Raw genomic sequence first — 18,745 nt, forward strand, 5'->3', positions numbered from 1 at the left:
GATGATTATGAAACCTTAAATGGGAAACTTCCAAAGAACGACCCAGCATATAATCCTCAAAATCCATACGTCAACCGGGACCCTAGGTTCTACGCTTCCATTCTTTATGATGGGTCCCCGTTCAAACATCGTACTGTTGAAACTTTCCTTCCAGGCGGTCAGGATTCCAACGAAGGCTCATCACAGCCTTGGAATTCTACCCAGACCGGATATTACCAAAGAAAATTCCTTGATGAAACTATAACAAATCCAGGTGGAGTTAATATTGGAAGTACCCCTTGGACATTTATTCGTTACGGTGAGATATTGCTTAATTATGCTGAAGCCATGTTTAACCTGGGCAACGAACCTGTCGCTAGAGAGTATGTAAATAAAGTTAGAAGCAGGCCAAGTGTTAATATGCCCCCTGTAACTGAAAGCGGACCTGCTTTATTAGCCAGGATTCAACAGGAACGGAGAATAGAATTGGCTTTTGAAGAGCATCGCTATTTTGATGTACGCCGATGGAAAATTGCACCACAGGTTCTTAATGTTCCAGCAAGAAGAATGGCAGTTGTCAAAAATCCTACTACGGGAGTAAAAACCTATACCGTCATCGACTTCCAGCAGCGCGCGTTTTTTGAGAAAAACTATCTGGTTCCCATACCGGCATATGAGAGACAAAAGAATCCTAAATTAACCCAAAACCCGGGTTACCCTAACTAGAAAACGATCAGGACATTGGAAGGTTCAACTTTCAGTGTCCTGATCATTTGTTATTTTAAGATAAATAGTTTAGTTAAAGGCTTTAAATCAGGCAACGGAAACTAAATAATTTGACGGTATCACTCAATTGATAATTCCTTAAAGAAGGCGCGAATGTTAAAATTGAAAAAGATTAGTATCCTTTTATTACTTATAAGTTTTTCCTTCTCTGCAGCGAGTTCAAGTCCGCGCGAGCATATTAAAGAAAATATTTTAGCTGCCGATAGCCTGCCCTATGTTTTGGCCAAAAATCATGCTGATTTGATTGAAAGCAGACTCAGGGCTCAGGCAGTTTTACTCTTCCCAACGCACCAATTACCGGATAATCAACAAGAGTGGAATGCATACCGGACGGATCTTAAGAACACTATCATTCAAAAAACCGGTCTTATTGTTAACCATGATCTTCCTTTAAATATCAGGGAAACAGGGTCAGTTCAGATGAAGGGCTATAATATCAAAAACATTGCCTTTCAAACCCGCCCCGGTGTTTATGCTACAGCAAATTTATATGTTCCGGAAGGCAAAGGTCCGTTCCCTGCTGTTATTATCATGCACGGCCATTGGCCAGGAGGCCGTTTATACGAATCCTTTCAGGCAATAGGCCAAACCTTAGCCCTTAACGGTTATGTGGCTCTGAATATAGATGCCTGGGGAGCTGGCGAGAGAACAGCAACACACGGAAAAGATGAATACCATGGTGCCAATCTCGGCGCATCCCTCCTTAATATTGGCGAATCTTTAAACGGAGTTCAGATTTCTGATAACATAAGGGGGGTGGATCTTTTGAGTTCACTGCCTTATGTCGATGCAAAGAACATTGGAGCAACAGGTGCAAGTGGGGGCGGTAATCAAACGATGTGGCTATCCGCAATCGATGAACGAGTTAAAGCGTCTTTGCCTGTAGTTAGTGTAGGTACTTTCGAATCATGTGTTATGCGTTCAAATTGTATTTGCGAGCTCCTTACGGATGGATTAACCTTTACAGAACAAGCAGGAGTTCTTGCTCTCATTGCACCGCGTGCAATCAAAATGTCCAATATTATTGTAGATAATCCTACCTTTTTATCCACTGAAATGTTCAGGAGTTTCAATAACGCCCAACCCGTGTTTAATATGCTTGGGGTTGAAAACAATATAAGTAAGCTCGTTTTGGATAAGACGCACGGTTACTGGCCGGAGAACCGCGAAGTAATGCTTGGGTGGCTTGATCTTCACTTAAAGGGAATCGGAACGGGCGCTCCCAAAAAGGAAATTCCTTTTGAGACTCTGCCTAATCAGCAGCTATTGGTTTATCCGACCATTGGCAAGCGTGATCCGGGAGTACAAACTACGGCGGAGTACAGTGTACGCCGGGGAAATGAATTAAGGGCGTCGTATCTGGGATTACGGTCTTTCGACGCCGCTGTTAAGCAAAAGGAATTACGCAACATTTTAAGGATAAATGACCGATCAAGTCTCCTTAATGTCCATCAATTTTCGGCTCTGGATGGCTGGGAACGGATGGCTTTAGAAACCTCCGATAATAAACTGATCCCTGTGTTACTATTCCCTCCTGCAAATCCGGCTCTTGGATATATGATCATTAGCAATCCGGCTGGGAAAAAGACCATTTCAATGGATTTGATTGATGACCTGAAAAAGAAGGGTCAGGGAATCGTGATTGCTGACCTGTCGGGTACAGGTGAGGCCTCCTCATCCAAGGAAAATAAGGGTAACAAAAGCATGGTGCTTCATACTCAGTCACGTGCGGAGTTATGGTTGGGAAAAACGATATTAGGTGAATGGGTAAAAGAGCTTAATGTGGTTAGCGATTTTCTTAAATCTAAGTATCGAGCCCAAAAGGTGAGTATAGACGGCAGTAAAGAAGCCGGCCTGGCAGCCTTGTTTTTAGCTGCAACGGGAGGAAATGCGGACGAAATTATCCTACGTGATGCTCCTTTGAGCTACTTATTTGATAAAAACGGCTCCGTTGATTATTTCAGTATGGGCATTCACCTTCCGGGATTTCTAAACTGGGGTGATGTATCGCTTGCAGCAGCATTAAGCGGCAAAAATATCCGAATCATCAACCCGGTAACGATGTCTGGTGTGAAGGTTAGCGGGGATAGCTTAAAAGAATATCAAAGAGAGTTTGCTAAGCTTAGATCCTTAACCGGGCAGAAGGGTGAAACTATCTTCAATTAAAAATTAAGCTTTATACACATGAAGAACAATCGCAGGGACTTTATAAAACTGGCAGGTATAGCAGGTATTGGCTTGACTGGAGCCAATGTTATTCCATCTTATGGAGAACAAGTGGATAAGCAAAGCCTTGGCGCGGTTGCGGATTCTACTTCGATTAGTCCTTTAAACCGGTTCCCGCGGATGGTACAGGAATATTTCCTTGATCGTTTTCGTCAAATCGAACAAGTATCTGATAAACGTCGTGCCGCGCTCCAGTCGAAAAGTGACGCAGAAGCGTATGTTCGTGAGATTCAAGGAAAAATCCAAAAATGTTTAGGTCCCTGGCCAGACAAAACCCCATTAAATGCCCGCACTACGGGTACCCTGGACCGGGATGCTTATAAAATTGAAAATGTAATTTTTGAAAGCCGTCCCGGTTTTTTGGTTACAGCAAACCTCTATATACCAAAGGGTCCAAAAACTCCGCTTCCAGCGATAATAGGCACATGCGGCCATGGGGATCCGGGGAAGGCCACTCCTATATATCAATCCTTTGCGCAGGGGCTTGCTAGGAAGGGCTACATAGTATTAATTTTTGATCCTATTGGTCAGGGCGAAAGGATACAATATCTTTCTACTGAACTAAAGCCGCAACGTGGCATTGGTGTACCGGAACATAATTATGCGGGCAGCCAGATGGTCCTTACCGGAGAGGCATTAAGCACTTGGCTTACCTGGGATGCGATAAGGTGTGTCGACTACCTGTTAACAAGGCCGGAAGTAAATGCCAAACAAATAGGCGTGACCGGAAACTCCGGCGGTGGTACGCAAGCAACCTGGCTGTGCGGGGTGGAACGCCGCCTCAGTATGGCGGCACCGAGTTGTTTTATAGTTGGATTTGGGCAAAACCTCCAAAATGAGTTGCCAGCCGATATGGAACAATGCCCTCCTGCGGCTCTTAGTTTGGGATTGGACCATTCGGATTTTGTTGCTGCTATGGCTCCAAAGCCGGTTATGATATTAGATCAGGAAAAAGACTATTTCGATGTAAGAGGCGCGGAAAGGTCCTTGTCAAGAATGAAAAAGCTATATAAATGGTTAGGAGCTGAAGACAATGCCGCTCTGTTCATTGGACCTGAATATCACGGGTATTCACAGCATAATCGCGAAGCGATGTATGAATGGTTCAATAAGGCGACCAGGAATGGGAGCACGAAGGCAGAACCGGTATTAAGCCTGGAAAAGGAAGAAGCGCTTTGGTGTACACCAAACGGACAGGTAGGTGGGCTTAAGTCCCGTACAGTTTTCTCGTTTACTAAGCAGTCTTCGGAATCATTGAAAAAGAAGAGACGTGCTTTGGAGATAGATTCATTAAAAAAAGCTGTTATTTCTAATCTAAAACTTCCAGCTTCTGGCGGTGTCCCGAACTTCCGCATTTTAAGGCCATCAGCAGATCGTCAATATCCGAAAAAATTTGCCGGTACATATGCTATAGAGACAGAGCCCTCGATACTTGCTCTTGTTTACCGTTTAAGCGACACGCCACTTCTTTCTCGCCCTCCCGTAGGTTTAAAGCGGGCGGTATTATATGTTTCGCATCATTCGGCAGATGATGAATTGCGTAATGATGCTACATTAAAAGAACTAATTCTCGCAGAGCCGAATTCTGCCATTTTTGCCTGCGACGTCAGGGGTATTGGCGAATCAAAACCCAATACCTGTAATGATGATTTCCTTAAACCTTATGGTAATGACTATTTCTATGCTGCCCACAGCAATATGTTAGATTATCCTTACGTGGGTCAAAAGACATTTGATGTACTAAGTATTATCGGCTGGCTTAAATCATACGGTCATACAGAAATACACTTGGTTGCCAGAGGCTGGGGTGCAATACCGGCAACTTTTGCAGGTTTGTTGTCCGAATATGTCAAACAAGTCACTTTAAAAAACGCCCTTACAAGTTACACGGATATTGCTGAAAATGAAGATTACAATTGGCCTTTGTCAGCCTTATTGCCAGGGGTACTTAAAGAGTTTGATCTTCCGGATTGCTATCAGGCACTGGCTTCTAAAAATCTGCGTCAGATAGATCCCTGGAATGCCGAGGCAGGTAAGGCTTAAAAATCATTAAAATACTAGATACTAATAACGAGGTAATAAAAAACAAATTCAATGGAAAATAAACGCAGGGATTTCTTAAAATTTACCGGCATGGCTGGGCTTACCGTAGCCGGAGCCGGCGTTCTGAATGGCTTTGCTGCAGAACCCGAAAAAAACAATAAATCTGCACTTGATCAGAAAGCACATTTCCAGCATTTTAATATGTCAGGTTATGCTGCACCGAAATTAGATGTAGTAAGAATTGGGTTTATCGGTTTAGGCAACAGAGGTCCAGCCCATCTTGCACAGGTGAGCATCTTAGAGGGTGTTGATATTAAGGCATTATGTGATCTGCGCCCAGAGAGGTTAGAGTCAGCAAAGAAAAGAATTCAAAAGACTGGCTTCAAGCCTGACACCTATACCGGTAAAGATGACTGGAAGAAAGTATGTGAGCGTACCGATATTGATCTGATATTTATAGCAACACCATGGGAACTCCACACTCCAATGGCACTGTATGCGATGAATCATGGTAAACATGTTTGTGTAGAGGTCCCGGCTGCAAAAACGGTGGAAGAGTGCTGGCAGCTGGTGGAAACATCTGAACGAACCAAAAAGCACTGCATGATGATGGAAAATGCGTGTTACGGTTTTTATGAACTTCTGATGCTGAACCTTGCCCGTGAGGGATTTTTTGGTGAGATCATACATGGGGAAGGAGCCTATATTCATCATTTGCTTTATGGCCATTTTGCTAAGGATAAATACTTTGAGCAATGGCGTTTAAAAGAAAATATCGGCAGAAATGGAAATCTGTATCCCACCCATGGACTGGGGCCAATTGCGCAGGTAATGAACATCAACAGGGGAGATAAACTTGAGTACCTGGTTTCAGTGTCTGGTAATGATTTCATGATGAATGATCTGGCCAAAAAGCTTGCAAGCAAAGATGATTTCTATAAAGAGTTTGTTGATAAGCCTTTCAGAGGCAGCATGAATACCACTACTATACGCACAAGTATGGGCCGCACAATCATGTTGCAGCATGATGTTACTTCACCCCGTCCTAAATCAGATGGATTAGTGATCAGCGGAACTAAAGCTACGGCGATCCAGTTTCCAGTAGAAAAAATTTCTGTCGCACGCGAAGCTACTCCTGAAACATGGAGAGGGTCAGATGCTCAAAAATGGATTACTGATGAAGAATTCAAGGCACTGGAAAAGAAGTATGAACCAAGTATTGTGAAGAAACTTGGTGAAATAGCCAGGGAAGTAGGTGCTCATGGGGGTGGCGACTTTTTAATGGATTGGCGTACAATAGATTGTTTGCGGAATGGTCTTCCGCTTGATCAGGATGTTTACGATGCCGCATTGTGGAGCGCTATTGGGCCATTAACAGAATGGTCGGTAGCTAATCAGGCGACTATAAAGATTCCTGATTTCACTGCCGGTTCCTGGAAAGCCAACAAGCCCCTTGATATAGCTATATCAGAGGGAGGAAATACAAAAGTAAAGGTTTAGTTTTTGTCTTAGAAAAAAATTTTAATAACATTTAACATGACTCAAAGAAGAGATTTTATTAAAAAGAGCCTGATAGGCGGAACCGGATTAGCCATAGGCGGTATTGGTTTTAGTGCAAAATCCTATGCATCGATTATAGGTGCAAATGATCGTATTAATGTAGCGGTTATTGGTATCAAAGGTCGGGGTGTTTCTCATATTAACGCTTGGTGTGACTTAAAAAACAGTCACAACGTGCGTCTGAAAACCCTTTGTGATGTTGACGAGCAATTTTTTGATCCGAGAGCAAAAACTGTTGTCGAAAAGACTGGTAGTAGACCGCTAACCGAATGGGATATGCGTAAAGTTCTTGATGATAAGGAAATTGATGCCGTATCCTTTGCAACACCCAACCACTGGCATGCCCTTGGAACTATCTGGGCCTGCCAGGCAGGGAAGCATGTATATGTTGAAAAGCCATCATCCCATAATATTTGGGAAGGCAGGAAGATGATTGAGGCTTCCCGAAAATATAATGTACGTGTTCAGGTGGGATTTCAGAACCGCTCGATCCCGAATGTGATGGAGGCAATGAAATTTCTTCATGATGGAGGTATTGGTGAAGTGAATGTCGCGCGAGGTTTGTGTATTAAACCACGTGATTCATTTGGAATTGCTAAAGACAGTATCCCGCCAGCCACCCTGCATTACAACCGTTGGCTGGGACCGGCTCCTTATCGTGCATATAATGAAAAACGTGGTCATTACAACTGGCATTGGTTTTGGGATACCGGCAACGGCGATACCGGAAACCAGGGACCGCATCAATTTGATGTTGCCCGCTGGGGATTGAATAAAAATGAGCATCCGGTGTCTATTTTTTCAAGCGGCGGTATCTATGGTATCGATCCTTCCGAATGTGCTCAGGAAACTCCAAACACACAAATTTCTGTAGCAAAATATCATGATGGGAAGATCCTGGAGTTTGAAACCAGAGGCAGATATTCAAATGCTGAAGCCGGCCTTGGCATCAAGGTAGGGAATATCTTTTATGGTAATGACGGATATCTTGAGATAGACGGCGATACCTGGAGGGCATTCAGGAAACAGGAGAAAGAACCATTCGCGGGCTCTAAAGTAGCCAGTAAGGAAGTCGCTAGTCTTACCGGATCAAGCAATACGGAACACTTTGTTAATTTCCTTGACGCCATCAAAACCGGTAAACACGAAACTCTTCATTGTGATATCAGCGAAGGTCATTATTCATCAGCAGTGCCTTTCCTTGCAAATATATCCTACAGGCTTGGCCGCGAACTGAAGTTTATGGGCGATTATGAAAAATTTGCGAATGATCCTGAGGCTGATACTATGTTAAGCAGGGTATATCGCCATCCATATATAGTTCCCTCAGAAGTTTAGACTGATGACGGCCTTGGTTAAAATTTAGACGAATTCAAAATTTTGAAAATGAAAATAAAATTAAATGCAATAATAATTTCAGGTATTATCCTCACAGGAGCTATCGGCTGCACTGCCCAGAAGCAAGGGCAGAATGATCAGACAGTTAAGTTTATTAAGAATGAAGCCGATAAAAAAGTCGACGTGATGGTTGATGGCAAGCTGTTTACCTCTTACATGTGGCCAGATAATGTGTATAAGCCGATACTTTACCCGTTATTGGCTTCAACCGGCACCCCTGTGACAAGAGGCTTCCCGCTTAACCCGAGAGAGGGTGAAAGACGGGATCACATTCATCAGGTAGGTAACTGGCTAAACTATGGCATTGTAAATGGTTATGATTTCTGGGGTAATGGTTCAGAAGGTAAGCGCAATGTTAATGGTGGCCAGATCAAACATTCAGGCATTCAGAAGATGACTGATGGTTTGGGTGAAGGTTCGTTACAAACAACAGCAAGCTGGATTGACCCTCAGGGACAGGAATTACTTGCCGAAACAACCGAATTTCACTTTATAGCAAAGGGCTCTACACGCATTATTGACCGCATTACAACTCTTAGAGCCAGTGGAGGTGAAGTCACCATGAAGGATACAAAAGAGGGTAGTTTCGGTATTCGTGTTGCACGGCAGCTCGAATTGCCTTCCAAGGATGATGTGGTATTAACTGAGGCAAATGGCGGGACAACAACAGTGAAAAAGATGTCCAATGAAGGGGTAACCGGCAACTTTAAAAGTAGTGAAGGGGTAACTGGCGAAGCAGTTTGGGGCAAGCGTGCGAGATGGATGGATCTTTATGGCAATATAGGAGATGAAAAAATCTCCCTCGTTATTGCTGACCATCCTAAAAATCTAAGCTATCCCACCTACTGGCACGCCCGTGGCTACGGACTATTTGCAGCAAACCCGTTTGGTGTGAAGGATTTTACTGTAGGCAAACAGGAATTGAACCATGTCATTCCTGCAGGTCAGACATTGACATTAAGATACCGGATTATCATTAATTCAGGTACGCATCTTAGCGATGCACAGATTAATGCTTATACCGATGAATTTGCAGCTAAATATTAAATAAGAAAAAGAACAATCCCGCAACCCGGGATTGTTCTCGTTTACGGCAAATTGTAAATCGGTGTTGAAGCCGGTTTCAACCAGGACAGCCGGATCCAATTCCCGTGGGTATAAACCTTTAAACCTAATTGTACCATGAAAAATAAACGCAGAGATTTTCTAAAAATATCAGGCCTGGCGGGTTTGGCACTCGCCAGTGAAGGTGTTTTTGGAGGTATTCCTTCAAATTCAAACAATTTTGATCGATCCGGATTAGAATCTTCCCTGAACCCTGATAAAATACAGTTAGGGATCAATGAACAGATTAAGTTGGACTTCGAAAAGGCCAGAAGTATATTAAACCCAAGTCAAAAGCAGCTAGAGCGTGGATTAGAGTTGCATAAAAACTCTTTGGTGATCGACTGCTATGGCTTTATGCCCCGGGCAGCAAACGACGGTAATCTGCTTACCGAAGCAATAAACTCTAAAGCCTCCCAATTAGAAATTCAGGATATGCAGGAGGATATGTCTATGAGCCGTTTCGTTATTGATAAAAGGGAACGGGACGAATTTCAAAACGCCTGGAAAGCATCAGGGGTAACATGCGTTATTCAGAATGCTGGGGAAGAAGGTAATGATGTTAAGCGATTATTAAAGCGCCTTGCACATTTTACTTATACCACCGATATGTTGAGGGATTTTCTTGCAAAAGCAGCTACACCGGAAGAAATTATTCAGGCTAAAAAAGAAAATCGCCATGCTCTTTACTTTACAGGAAATGGGGTTCCTTTACCTCAGGATTGGATTTCTGTTGAAGATGAATTACGGTATATCCGCATTTTCTTTCAATTAGGAATCAGGATGATGCATCTTACATATAATCGCCGGAATGTGATTGGCGATGGTTGCGCAGAACTGGCAAATGGCGGGCTCAGTGATTTTGGCCGTTCTGTTGTAAAGGAGATGAATCGGGTGGGCGTTATTGTCGATATTTCTCATTCAGGATGGCAGACAAGTCTCGAAGCTGCACAACTTTCCAAAAAACCAATGGTAGCAAGTCACACTACAGTTGCCTCCGTAAACCATCATATCCGGTCAAAACCAGACAATGTAATTCGTGCAATTGCAGACACCGGCGGATATATAGGAATTTGCTGTATCCCAAGATTTCTGGGCGGGACAGGAGACATTGCTGCAATGATGAAACACATTGATTATGTAGTTAAGAAATTTGGCAGCGATCATGTAGCAATAGGAACAGATATTTCATATACTTCTCAATTTGCCAGAGAGGAAAACCGGAAAATCCCATCTTCCCCACAGGGCAGAACCCGATGGGAAGCGCTTTGGCCTGTTGATAATTTTAAGGAGAGCCCTGAAATGGTGCAGAGCATGTCCTGGACCAACTGGCCTCTTTTTACAGTTGGGATGGTTCAAATGGGATATCCGGATGATGTAATTCTGAAGATTTTATCTGGAAATGTTATTAGAGTAGCGAAGGCAGCGCTTGCTGTGTAATTCAGTCTCAGGCGTAATAGCTAAATCTAATTACGAACCTGAATAAAAGCTCATGATTGTCGATAATACTTTAGATCTGATAACCAGGACGCCTTTATTGTGTTTGGATAAACTAAATAGCGGGTCAGGCAGAATATATGGTAAACTTGAATATCTTCAGCCTGGCGGAAGCCTGAAAGACAGAGCCGCTCTTCAGGTAATCAGGGACGCGTATAGTTCTGATCGGTTAAAGAAGGGGCAGCTTGTTGTGGAAATGACGAGCGGAAATATGGGGTCGGGATTAGCTATGGTATGCAAACAGTTTGGCAATCCATTTCTTGCAGTAATGCCGGTTGGGAATAGTCATGAGAGGCTGAGATTACTTAAAGCCTTTGGTGCAGAAATAGTAATAAGCAAGCAGGCAGACGGTAAGCCGGGAATGGTTACAGGAAAGGATATCGCCATTGCGGCAGAATTGGCTAAAACAATAGCTATAGAAAGAGATGGCTTCTATGTCGATCAATTCAATAATTTTTCAGGTCTAAAAGCTCATTTTGAAACGACAGGTCCTGAGATTTGGGAGGATTTAAGCAGCATTGATGTTTTTATAGCATCTGTTGGCACGGGAGCCTCCTTTATAGGCACTTCGGAATACCTGAAAAGCAAGAACAGGAATATCAAATGTATAGCAGTTGAGCCTGAGCTGGCTGCCGTTTTAAAAACAGGAAAAGTACAGGATCCGAAACACATAATTCAGGGTACCGGATATGGTTTTGTGCCACCCTGCTGGAGACCGGAACTGGCGGACGAGATTATTCTGGTTTCCGATGAAGAAGTAAAACAGATGACCAGGGAAATCGCGTTAAAGCAAGGCCTGTATGTTGGATATTCATCGGGGGCGAATGTAAAAGCAGCACTTAAATACCTGGAAAAGACTAATTCTGACGAAGAAATAGTGGTGTTGTTATGTGACTCTGGATTTAAATACAGCGATTTATAAGACCAATTAAAAAATTATTTAAGAAATATGAAAAGCTGGAATTTTGGTATAATAGGAACCGGTATGATTGCTGATTTTCATGCAAAGGCAATACAAGAATTAGAAAATGGAGGTCTTGCAGGTGTTTGCAGCTCTGATCCTGCCAAGGCGAAGATATTTGCTGAAAAGTACAATTGTAAGGCTTTTGCAAACTATACAGAAATGCTTGCGTCGGATGAAATAGATATTGTAACCATCGCAACGCCAAGCGGAAATCATATGGAACCAGCTGTGGAGGCAGCGCGGCAGGGAAAACATGTGTTATGTGAGAAGCCAATGGAAATATCCCTTGAACGCATAGATAAAATGATTGCTGCACATGAAAAAGCCGGCACTTATCTGGGGGGAATTTTCAATTACCGTTATAATGACACGGTGCCCTTGCTAAAAGAAGCGATCGATAAAGGCCGTTTCGGAATAATCAGTTATGTGTCTGTTCATGTACCCTGGTGGCGAAGTGATGAATATTATAATAGTAAGTGGCGGGGAACATGGGCGCTTGATGGCGGTGGAGCCTTAATGAATCAATCTATCCATATGATAGATCTGCTTCAATACCTTGCGGGGCCTATCGAATCATTGCAGGCTTATATGGCAACAATAGGACATGCAATTGAAGTTGAGGATACGGCAACCGCTGTCCTTAGATTTAAGAATCAGGCATTAGGCGGAATTTACGGCTCTACGGCCTCATTTCCAGGCATGTTTCGCCGGATAGAAATAACCGGAACTAAGGGGACTGTAATTCTGGTGGATAATGCCATTCAGACATGGCAGTTTGCTGACCAAACTGAAGAGGATGTACAAATTTTTAATTCATTTAAAGAGATTAAAGGCGGGGGAGGTGCCTCAGATCCAAAGGCTATATCCTATTTATCCCACAAAAAAAATATTGAGGCATTTATCGAATCTATAGAGGCTGGAAGACCTTTTGAAATCAATGGAACTGAAGCCCGGAAGGCAGTAGAAATTGTACTTGCAATTTATGCTTCTGCGAGAGAAGGAAAGCAGTATTTATTTTAATTTTAAGCGGGATTTACCTACTTGTTCCAGCTGAAATATTTGATTAACCGATTGAGCAAAGCTTTATACATTCCGGCAACGTTCTCGCTATTTTTTTGACTAATACATTGTAAAACAGCTGAAATAGCTACTATATTGCTGTATGATCATTTGGTGTCATAGTACAGATTAGCATACCCAGACTTAAAAATAATATAGTCAGAATGAAATATAACTGTATCTAAAAATCAACAAGACATGAAAAATAATCGCCGAAACTTTCTTAAGATCGCAGGAATTACAGGGATTGGTGTTGCAGGGGCAGTTGTACTAAATGGATTAGTAAATGCAAAGGACTCCGGAAACGAAACTGAACCTTCTTCTCAAGTTGGAAGCACAGATGAAAGCAAGCTAAGTATCATTGGTTTATATGGACCCTGGGCATATTCTTTAATTGAAAATAAAATACCAGCTTTTTCTTTCCGCAATGATAAATGGCAGAATGTTGAAAGATGGAGAGAAGCTGCCAAACAACGGCTGCTTGAAAAACTGGCAATTCCGGATATCGGCGGTGTACCTAAGGTGACGGTAAAAAAGCAGTACAAATATGACGGTTTACATATTGAGGAACTTAGCTGGCAATTGCCTTATGGCCGGCCAACAGAGGCGATTTTACTGAAGCCCGAGAATGCCAGCGGACCTTTGCCGGCCATTCTCGCGTTTCATGACCATGGAGCCAATAAATACATGGGAAAAACCAAAATTACGAGAACGTCTGACAAGCGTCACCCTGTTATTGAATCCCACCAGAAAGAATACTATGATGATCTTGCCTGGGCTAATGAAATTGCCAAACGCGGCTATGTCGTTTTAGTTTCTGATGCTTTTCTGTTTGCAAGCCGGAGAGTGCTGCTGGAAGATGTTCCGGCCAAGTTGAGGAAAGGCCTCAATGATAAGAATCCTGAAGATCCTAATAATATCAAAGCGTATAATACCTGGGCTGGAGAACATGAGCACACAATGGCTAAATCCCTGTTCTGCGCCGGTACAACCTGGCCGGGAGTATTTTTAGCCGAAGATCAGAAAGCCCTGGATGTATTATGTGCACGTCCTGATGTCGATGCCAGCCGGGTTGGATGCGGGGGCTTATCCGGAGGGGGAATTCGTACTGTATTTATGGGAGGTGTGGATCCAAGGATTAAATGTGCTGTATGCATGGGATTCATGACTAATTGGAAAGATTTAATTCTTGATAAGTCGTATACCCATACCTGGATGACTTACGTTCCCGGCACTCCAAATGATATGGATTTTCCGGAAATTCTGGGACTTCGCGCGCCTCTTCCAACCATGGTGCTAAACAATATTGATGATGGCTTATTTACGCTCTCTGAAATGAAAGCATCAGATACCGTACTTGCTGCAGTTTATAAAAAAGCGGGTGCAGAAAAGAATTACAAGTGCAGCTTTCACCCGGGTCCTCATAAGTTTGATAAGAAGATGCAGGACGAGGCATTTGATTGGTTCGATAAGTGGCTAAAGACCTGAGATATAAAATTGTCATAGATATTCTAAACTGTAATAATTAAACCTTTATATGAAAAGAATTAAAAATATTGCTCTAATCGTGTGTGCCTTGCTTTTTTCATTCAAAACCGGCATATCCCAGGAAAAAAAATCAGAATCAATGCTATGCGTTGGAGCACACTGGACTGAAAAAGAAGGAAAATCGTTTCTCGAAAAGCAACGCAAGAGCTATCCTACCGCCGCGGCCTGGGAGACAAGGGCAAAAGAGATTCGCGCTCATATTCTTAAAGGTGCTGATTTGGAGAAATACCCAGAAAGAAACTCATTGAATCCTATCATGGGCGAGAAACGTGTCTACGATGGTTACCAGGTACAGAATGTGGCTTTTGAAAGTTTGCCTGGAGTATATGTGACAGGAAGTTTATATACTCCAACAAATCCAAAAAATGTACTGCCAGGGATATTGAACACGCATGGACATTGGACAAATCCGGGAGATGTTGGCCGTTATCGTCCTGATGCACAAAAAAGGTTTGCTGCGCTGGCCCGGATGGGTGCAATGGTTTGGGCTTACGATGCAGTGGGATACGGACAAATGGAAGAATTCGGGTGGGTCCATAAACATCCAGAAGCATTAAAGCTGCAGCTTTGGAATAGCATACGTGGGCTCGATTTTCTGCTTATGATGGGAGCTGATCCTAAAAGGATTGGTGTAACGGGAGCGTCAGGGGGAGGCACTCAGGCATTTTTACTCACTGCTGTTGATGATCGTGTTTCTGTATCGGTTCCCGTGGTAATGGTTTCAGCTCATTTCTTTGGAGGATGTGTCTGCGAAAGCGGTATGCCCATTCATAAAGGACCCAATTTTCAAACAAACAACGTTGAGATTGCCGCTCTTGCCGCACCTCGCCCGATGCTGCTGATTTCGGATGGCGATGACTGGACAAAAAATAACCCCTCAGTTGAATACCCGCATGAAAAATTCATTTACAGTTTGCTGGGGAAACCCAAAAATGTAGAGAATGTACATCTTCCTAATGATAAGCATGGTTATGATGAAAATAAACGCATAGCAGCTTATCCTTTTCTGGCAAAACATCTGGGCCTCGATGTTACTAAGGCTCTGAAACCGGATGGAAGTCTGAATGAAAAAATGATTGTCATAGAAGATCAAAAGGCGCTTTATCCTTTCAACGACAAACATCCTTTTCCGGCTAATGCGGTCAGGAAGAATGATGATGTAGTCTGGAAATAAGCCGGTCACATTTTGATAATCCAAATCCTGAAAAGGCTTTCCTTTATAATTTGAAGATCCAGATGAAATTTAACAAAGCATTTTACCTCTGTCTGCTGCCATTTGCGGGTTTCTTACAACAGTGTACACAAGTCAGTAACATACAGTCAGAGACAGCAGATTCCGATTCTGCCTACTATACTATCGAGGATTTTAAATCGCTCGAAAAAATTGACGCCCATTTCCATATTCAGGAAGATGCCGATACAGTTTTTGTTAAACAGGCAGAAGCTGATAATTTTCGTGTCCTGAATTTGAATGTCTATAAGGATAAGGGTAAGCCGATTGAAGACCAGCAAAAGTTTTCAATCCGTATGATTAAAGCGTTTCCCGACCGCGTTGCCTGGGGTACCACCTTTTCGCTTCAAAACTTTAATAACGAAGGCTGGCAGGAAGAAGCTATAGCATATATAAAAAATTCTGTTGCTAATGGTGCTATTGCAGTTAAGGTTTGGAAGAACATCGGGTTTTTCCTGAAAGATAAAGAGGGAAAACTGGTTATGATTGATAATCCGCGTTTTGACCCGATTCTCAACTACCTTGCTCAAAATCAAATTCCTTTAATTGGTCATCTGGGAGAGCACAGAAATTCCTGGCTGCCTCTGGAAAAGATGACTGTCAATGGAAACAGGGATTATGCAAGAGCACATCCGGATGAACACATGTATTTGCATCCCGAACGTCCTTCTTACGAAGATTATATTGCGGTAAGGGATAATATGCTCAAAAATCATCCAAACCTAAGATTTATAGGAGCACACCTCGGTAGCCTGGAATGGAGTGTGGATGAGCTGGCAAAACGATTGGATAAATTCCCGAATATGGCTGTGGATATGGCCGAACGGATATCACATCTGCAATATCAGACCTTGAGCGAACGACAAAAAGTGCATGATTTTTTCATTAAATACCAGGATCGACTCATTTATGGTACCGATCTCAGAAGAAGTGCGATGGATATTGTCAATAATGGAATCACCGATCCGGAAGGCATCAAAAAACATGCACATGAGGTATGGATGAGGCACTGGAAGTTTTTCACTACGGATGAAAAAATGCGAGTCCCTAAAGTTGAGGGTGAATTTAGAGGTTTAAAACTTCCGCGGACTGTTGTAGATAAGATATATCGTAAGAATGCCGAACGATGGTTCCCGGGTATTACCAAAACCGATGGGTAATCCCTTTAAATTACGTAACAGAGAATAACAATATATAATAATAGACAGGCCTTCAATTTGATTTATGAAAGACAATAAAATACTAAAAGGTATCCTGCTTAGTCTAAGCGCAATCGGACCCGGATTATTTCTTATTGGATACAACATCGGTACCGGAAGTGTGACCACGATGGCCAAAGTGGGTGCCGAGCATGGAATGTCATTAACATGGGCTTTAGTATTGTCCTGTATATTTACATATATCCTGATGGTTGCTTATGGAAAAACAACTTTAGTTACCGGTCATACTGCTTTGTTTAATATCAAGAATAACTTTAAGTATGGCAAGATTCTAGCAATTTATATCATTATTGCATTAATTATAGGTGAAATTCTTGCACTCATAGGCATCTTTGGAATCATTGCAGATCTTTTACAAGAAGGCTCCAGATTGATATGGGGCGGTACCGGGCTCAGTACCTTTTGGATTACTGTGGTATTGGTTACAGCTTTGTATGCGCTGCTTTGGCAAGGGAAATATCATACATTCGAAAAAGTGCTTATTTTCCTGGTGATTTTAATGGGTATTTCATTCACCATCGTTTTTTTTATGGTTAAACCGAGTTTATCTGCGATTGCAAGCGGTTTATGGCCAACCGTCCCGGAAAAGGCAGGCTCACTGCAATTGATCGCTGCTATTGCAGGGACAACGTGCTCTGCAGCAGTTTTTATTATGCGCAGTACTGTTGTAGCGGAAAAGGGATGGACGATCAAACACCTTAAAGAAGAGAAGAGGGACTCAGCTGTTTCAGCCTCTATGATGCTTTTCCTTAGCCTGATTATTATGGCAGTTTCTGCAGGGACATTGCATGTTATGAATATAGGTTTAAATGATACTATTGAAATGATTAGCCTTTTTGAGCCTCTAGGGGGTAAGGTGGCTGCATTTATTCTGATTCTTGGTATAGTAGGAGCCGGCATCTCCACTGTATTTCCGATCGTTTTAATCGCCCCATGGCTCATCAGCGATTACACAGGTAAGGAGCGAAATATTCGTTCTCCGATGTATCGTATTTTAGGATTAATAGGGATTCTATTCGGTTTTGGAATGCAGTTCATCGACACCACCCCTCCGCTTCTGATGGTTTTTTCACAGGCATTTCAAGCTCTGATTTTACCGGCAGTGGCAATTCCAATTTTAATACTGATCAATAACAAGAAACTAATGAAGGAGCATGTTGCCGGTCCGAAAATGAATTTTGGAATAGTGGCGGTAATAATATTCAGCTTGTTGACTAGCTATTTTGCCATTGCAGAATTTACTATTTAATATTCTGGCTTTCAGTGGTTCTTAAGCTCCTTTTAATTTGCCCAAGGTAGATAAGTTAAACCATGATACCTGAATCAACCAATGCGACTGAAATAATAAACTCTAACTAGTTAGGTTTACATCCTCTGTTTGTTCTTCGGGTTATTGTTGTTCAACTTATGATTGACTGAAAAACTGGCGATATCACGATTTATGAACTCTTTATCGGAATTGCGCCGCTGAAAAATATTTATATATCCCATCTCAATGGTAACGTTCTTATACATCTGATAATTTAAGCCGGTATAAAAACGATTTTGGTCAAACGTTGTATAGGCGATATGTTTCTTTGCATTTATAAAAATTCCATCCGTTGCCTTTAAGATCAAAGTTCGAACGTTATTTTTTGAGTTAACTAACTTATATTCAAAGGACAGTGTATAAGATAATCTTTCGATGAATTTATATCCTTCCGTCAAACTATCATTGATGCTCTTTTTAATAAAGCGTTCTTCCATTCTGTAGCGATGACCAACACTGAAATTGGTGAATTTTTGCTTATAATTAATATCCTGATTGAGTCTTACTTCAGGTATTACCAGAGTGCTAAAAGAAGATGGGTCGATTGGGTGGGTAAGCACATACGACGTGCCCCCGGCTGCTGTCCAGTTATGCCCTAAAATATAATTGACCTGAGTCCGTAAAGAGAGCTGGTTTTGCTTGACTGGTTTCAAAAAAATCCGTTCCTGCACGTCGCTCATAATGGACCATCTTGGGGAAATTTGGACTGTGCTGCTAAAGCTGAATAAGGAAAACGTTTGCTTTTCTACTTTTTTTTCGACGGTTTGTGCCGACAACCCTAATGATACAAACAATATCATTGAGTTTAAAAAATACCTGCG

At 42.3% G+C, this 18,745-nt stretch carries 14 protein-coding genes; 13 read left to right on the forward strand and 1 reads right to left on the reverse strand.

What is annotated here, in order from left to right; genetic code table 11:
* From WBJ10_RS08480 to WBJ10_RS08540, 13 genes are all read left to right on the forward strand, one after another.
* Positions 1–705, forward strand: a 705-nt coding sequence (locus tag WBJ10_RS08480; protein ID WP_424289262.1) for a RagB/SusD family nutrient uptake outer membrane protein, incomplete at its 5' end; no start/stop codon positions are given.
* Positions 706–858: 153 nt separating this feature from the next.
* Positions 859–2,931, forward strand: a complete 2,073-nt coding sequence (locus WBJ10_RS08485; RefSeq protein ID WP_424289264.1) for an alpha/beta hydrolase family protein — start codon at positions 859–861, stop codon at positions 2,929–2,931.
* An 18-nt stretch (positions 2,932–2,949) separates the two neighbouring features.
* Complete coding sequence (locus WBJ10_RS08490) at positions 2,950–5,034, forward strand: alpha/beta hydrolase family protein (RefSeq protein ID WP_424289266.1); 2,085 nt, start codon at positions 2,950–2,952, stop codon at positions 5,032–5,034.
* A gap of 51 nt (positions 5,035–5,085) precedes the next feature.
* Positions 5,086–6,534: a Gfo/Idh/MocA family protein gene (locus WBJ10_RS08495; protein WP_424289268.1), complete on the forward strand. Its 1,449-nt coding sequence runs from the start codon at positions 5,086–5,088 to the stop codon at positions 6,532–6,534.
* Between the two features lie 36 nt (positions 6,535–6,570).
* Positions 6,571–7,932 (forward strand): Gfo/Idh/MocA family protein, encoded by a 1,362-nt coding sequence (locus WBJ10_RS08500; RefSeq protein WP_424289270.1) that lies wholly within the window; start codon positions 6,571–6,573, stop codon positions 7,930–7,932.
* Between the two features lie 48 nt (positions 7,933–7,980).
* On the forward strand, positions 7,981–9,039 hold the full coding sequence (locus tag WBJ10_RS08505; protein ID WP_424289272.1) for a PmoA family protein: 1,059 nt from the start codon (positions 7,981–7,983) through the stop codon (positions 9,037–9,039).
* A 135-nt stretch (positions 9,040–9,174) separates the two neighbouring features.
* Positions 9,175–10,536, forward strand: coding sequence for a dipeptidase (locus WBJ10_RS08510; RefSeq protein ID WP_424289274.1), 1,362 nt, complete (start codon positions 9,175–9,177; stop codon positions 10,534–10,536).
* 52 nt (positions 10,537–10,588) lie between these two features.
* Positions 10,589–11,515 (forward strand): PLP-dependent cysteine synthase family protein, encoded by a 927-nt coding sequence (locus WBJ10_RS08515; protein ID WP_424289277.1) that lies wholly within the window; start codon positions 10,589–10,591, stop codon positions 11,513–11,515.
* Positions 11,516–11,542: 27 nt separating this feature from the next.
* Entirely contained in the window at positions 11,543–12,577 is a 1,035-nt protein-coding gene (locus WBJ10_RS08520; protein ID WP_424289279.1) for a Gfo/Idh/MocA family protein, read from the forward strand.
* Positions 12,578–12,814: 237 nt separating this feature from the next.
* Positions 12,815–14,104 (forward strand): alpha/beta hydrolase family protein, encoded by a 1,290-nt coding sequence (locus WBJ10_RS08525; protein WP_424289281.1) that lies wholly within the window; start codon positions 12,815–12,817, stop codon positions 14,102–14,104.
* Between the two features lie 49 nt (positions 14,105–14,153).
* Positions 14,154–15,338, forward strand: a complete 1,185-nt coding sequence (locus tag WBJ10_RS08530; protein WP_424289283.1) for an alpha/beta hydrolase family protein — start codon at positions 14,154–14,156, stop codon at positions 15,336–15,338.
* Between the two features lie 62 nt (positions 15,339–15,400).
* On the forward strand, positions 15,401–16,555 hold the full coding sequence (locus tag WBJ10_RS08535) for an amidohydrolase family protein (protein WP_424289285.1): 1,155 nt from the start codon (positions 15,401–15,403) through the stop codon (positions 16,553–16,555).
* 64 nt (positions 16,556–16,619) lie between these two features.
* The gene (locus tag WBJ10_RS08540; RefSeq protein WP_424289287.1) at positions 16,620–17,864 is read left to right on the forward strand and encodes an Nramp family divalent metal transporter; all 1,245 of its coding nucleotides are present in this window, start codon (positions 16,620–16,622) and stop codon (positions 17,862–17,864) included.
* Positions 17,865–17,980: 116 nt separating this feature from the next.
* On the opposite strand, the gene WBJ10_RS08545 is transcribed toward WBJ10_RS08540, so the two are convergent.
* Complete coding sequence (locus tag WBJ10_RS08545) at positions 17,981–18,724, reverse strand: DUF2490 domain-containing protein (protein WP_424289289.1); 744 nt, start codon at positions 18,722–18,724, stop codon at positions 17,981–17,983.
* Positions 18,725–18,745 lie beyond the last annotated feature (21 nt).

Source organism: Daejeonella sp. (assembly GCF_049655485.1).
In the GTDB taxonomy this organism is placed as follows: Bacteria; Bacteroidota; Bacteroidia; order Sphingobacteriales; family Sphingobacteriaceae; genus Daejeonella.

Bases quoted from the DNA above. Each gene is read 5' to 3' on its own strand.
- WBJ10_RS08485 (WP_424289264.1), top strand. From the start codon at position 859: ATGTTAAAATTGAAAAAGATTAGTATCCTTTTATTACTTATAAGTTTT.
- WBJ10_RS08490 (WP_424289266.1), top strand. From the start codon at position 2,950: ATGAAGAACAATCGCAGGGACTTTATAAAACTGGCAGGTATAGCAGGT.
- WBJ10_RS08495 (WP_424289268.1), top strand. From the start codon at position 5,086: ATGGAAAATAAACGCAGGGATTTCTTAAAATTTACCGGCATGGCTGGG.
- WBJ10_RS08500 (WP_424289270.1), top strand. From the start codon at position 6,571: ATGACTCAAAGAAGAGATTTTATTAAAAAGAGCCTGATAGGCGGAACC.
- WBJ10_RS08505 (WP_424289272.1), top strand. From the start codon at position 7,981: ATGAAAATAAAATTAAATGCAATAATAATTTCAGGTATTATCCTCACA.
- WBJ10_RS08510 (WP_424289274.1), top strand. From the start codon at position 9,175: ATGAAAAATAAACGCAGAGATTTTCTAAAAATATCAGGCCTGGCGGGT.
- WBJ10_RS08515 (WP_424289277.1), top strand. From the start codon at position 10,589: ATGATTGTCGATAATACTTTAGATCTGATAACCAGGACGCCTTTATTG.
- WBJ10_RS08520 (WP_424289279.1), top strand. From the start codon at position 11,543: ATGAAAAGCTGGAATTTTGGTATAATAGGAACCGGTATGATTGCTGAT.
- WBJ10_RS08525 (WP_424289281.1), top strand. From the start codon at position 12,815: ATGAAAAATAATCGCCGAAACTTTCTTAAGATCGCAGGAATTACAGGG.
- WBJ10_RS08530 (WP_424289283.1), top strand. From the start codon at position 14,154: ATGAAAAGAATTAAAAATATTGCTCTAATCGTGTGTGCCTTGCTTTTT.
- WBJ10_RS08535 (WP_424289285.1), top strand. From the start codon at position 15,401: ATGAAATTTAACAAAGCATTTTACCTCTGTCTGCTGCCATTTGCGGGT.
- WBJ10_RS08540 (WP_424289287.1), top strand. From the start codon at position 16,620: ATGAAAGACAATAAAATACTAAAAGGTATCCTGCTTAGTCTAAGCGCA.
- WBJ10_RS08545 (WP_424289289.1), bottom strand. From the start codon at position 18,724: ATGATATTGTTTGTATCATTAGGGTTGTCGGCACAAACCGTCGAAAAA.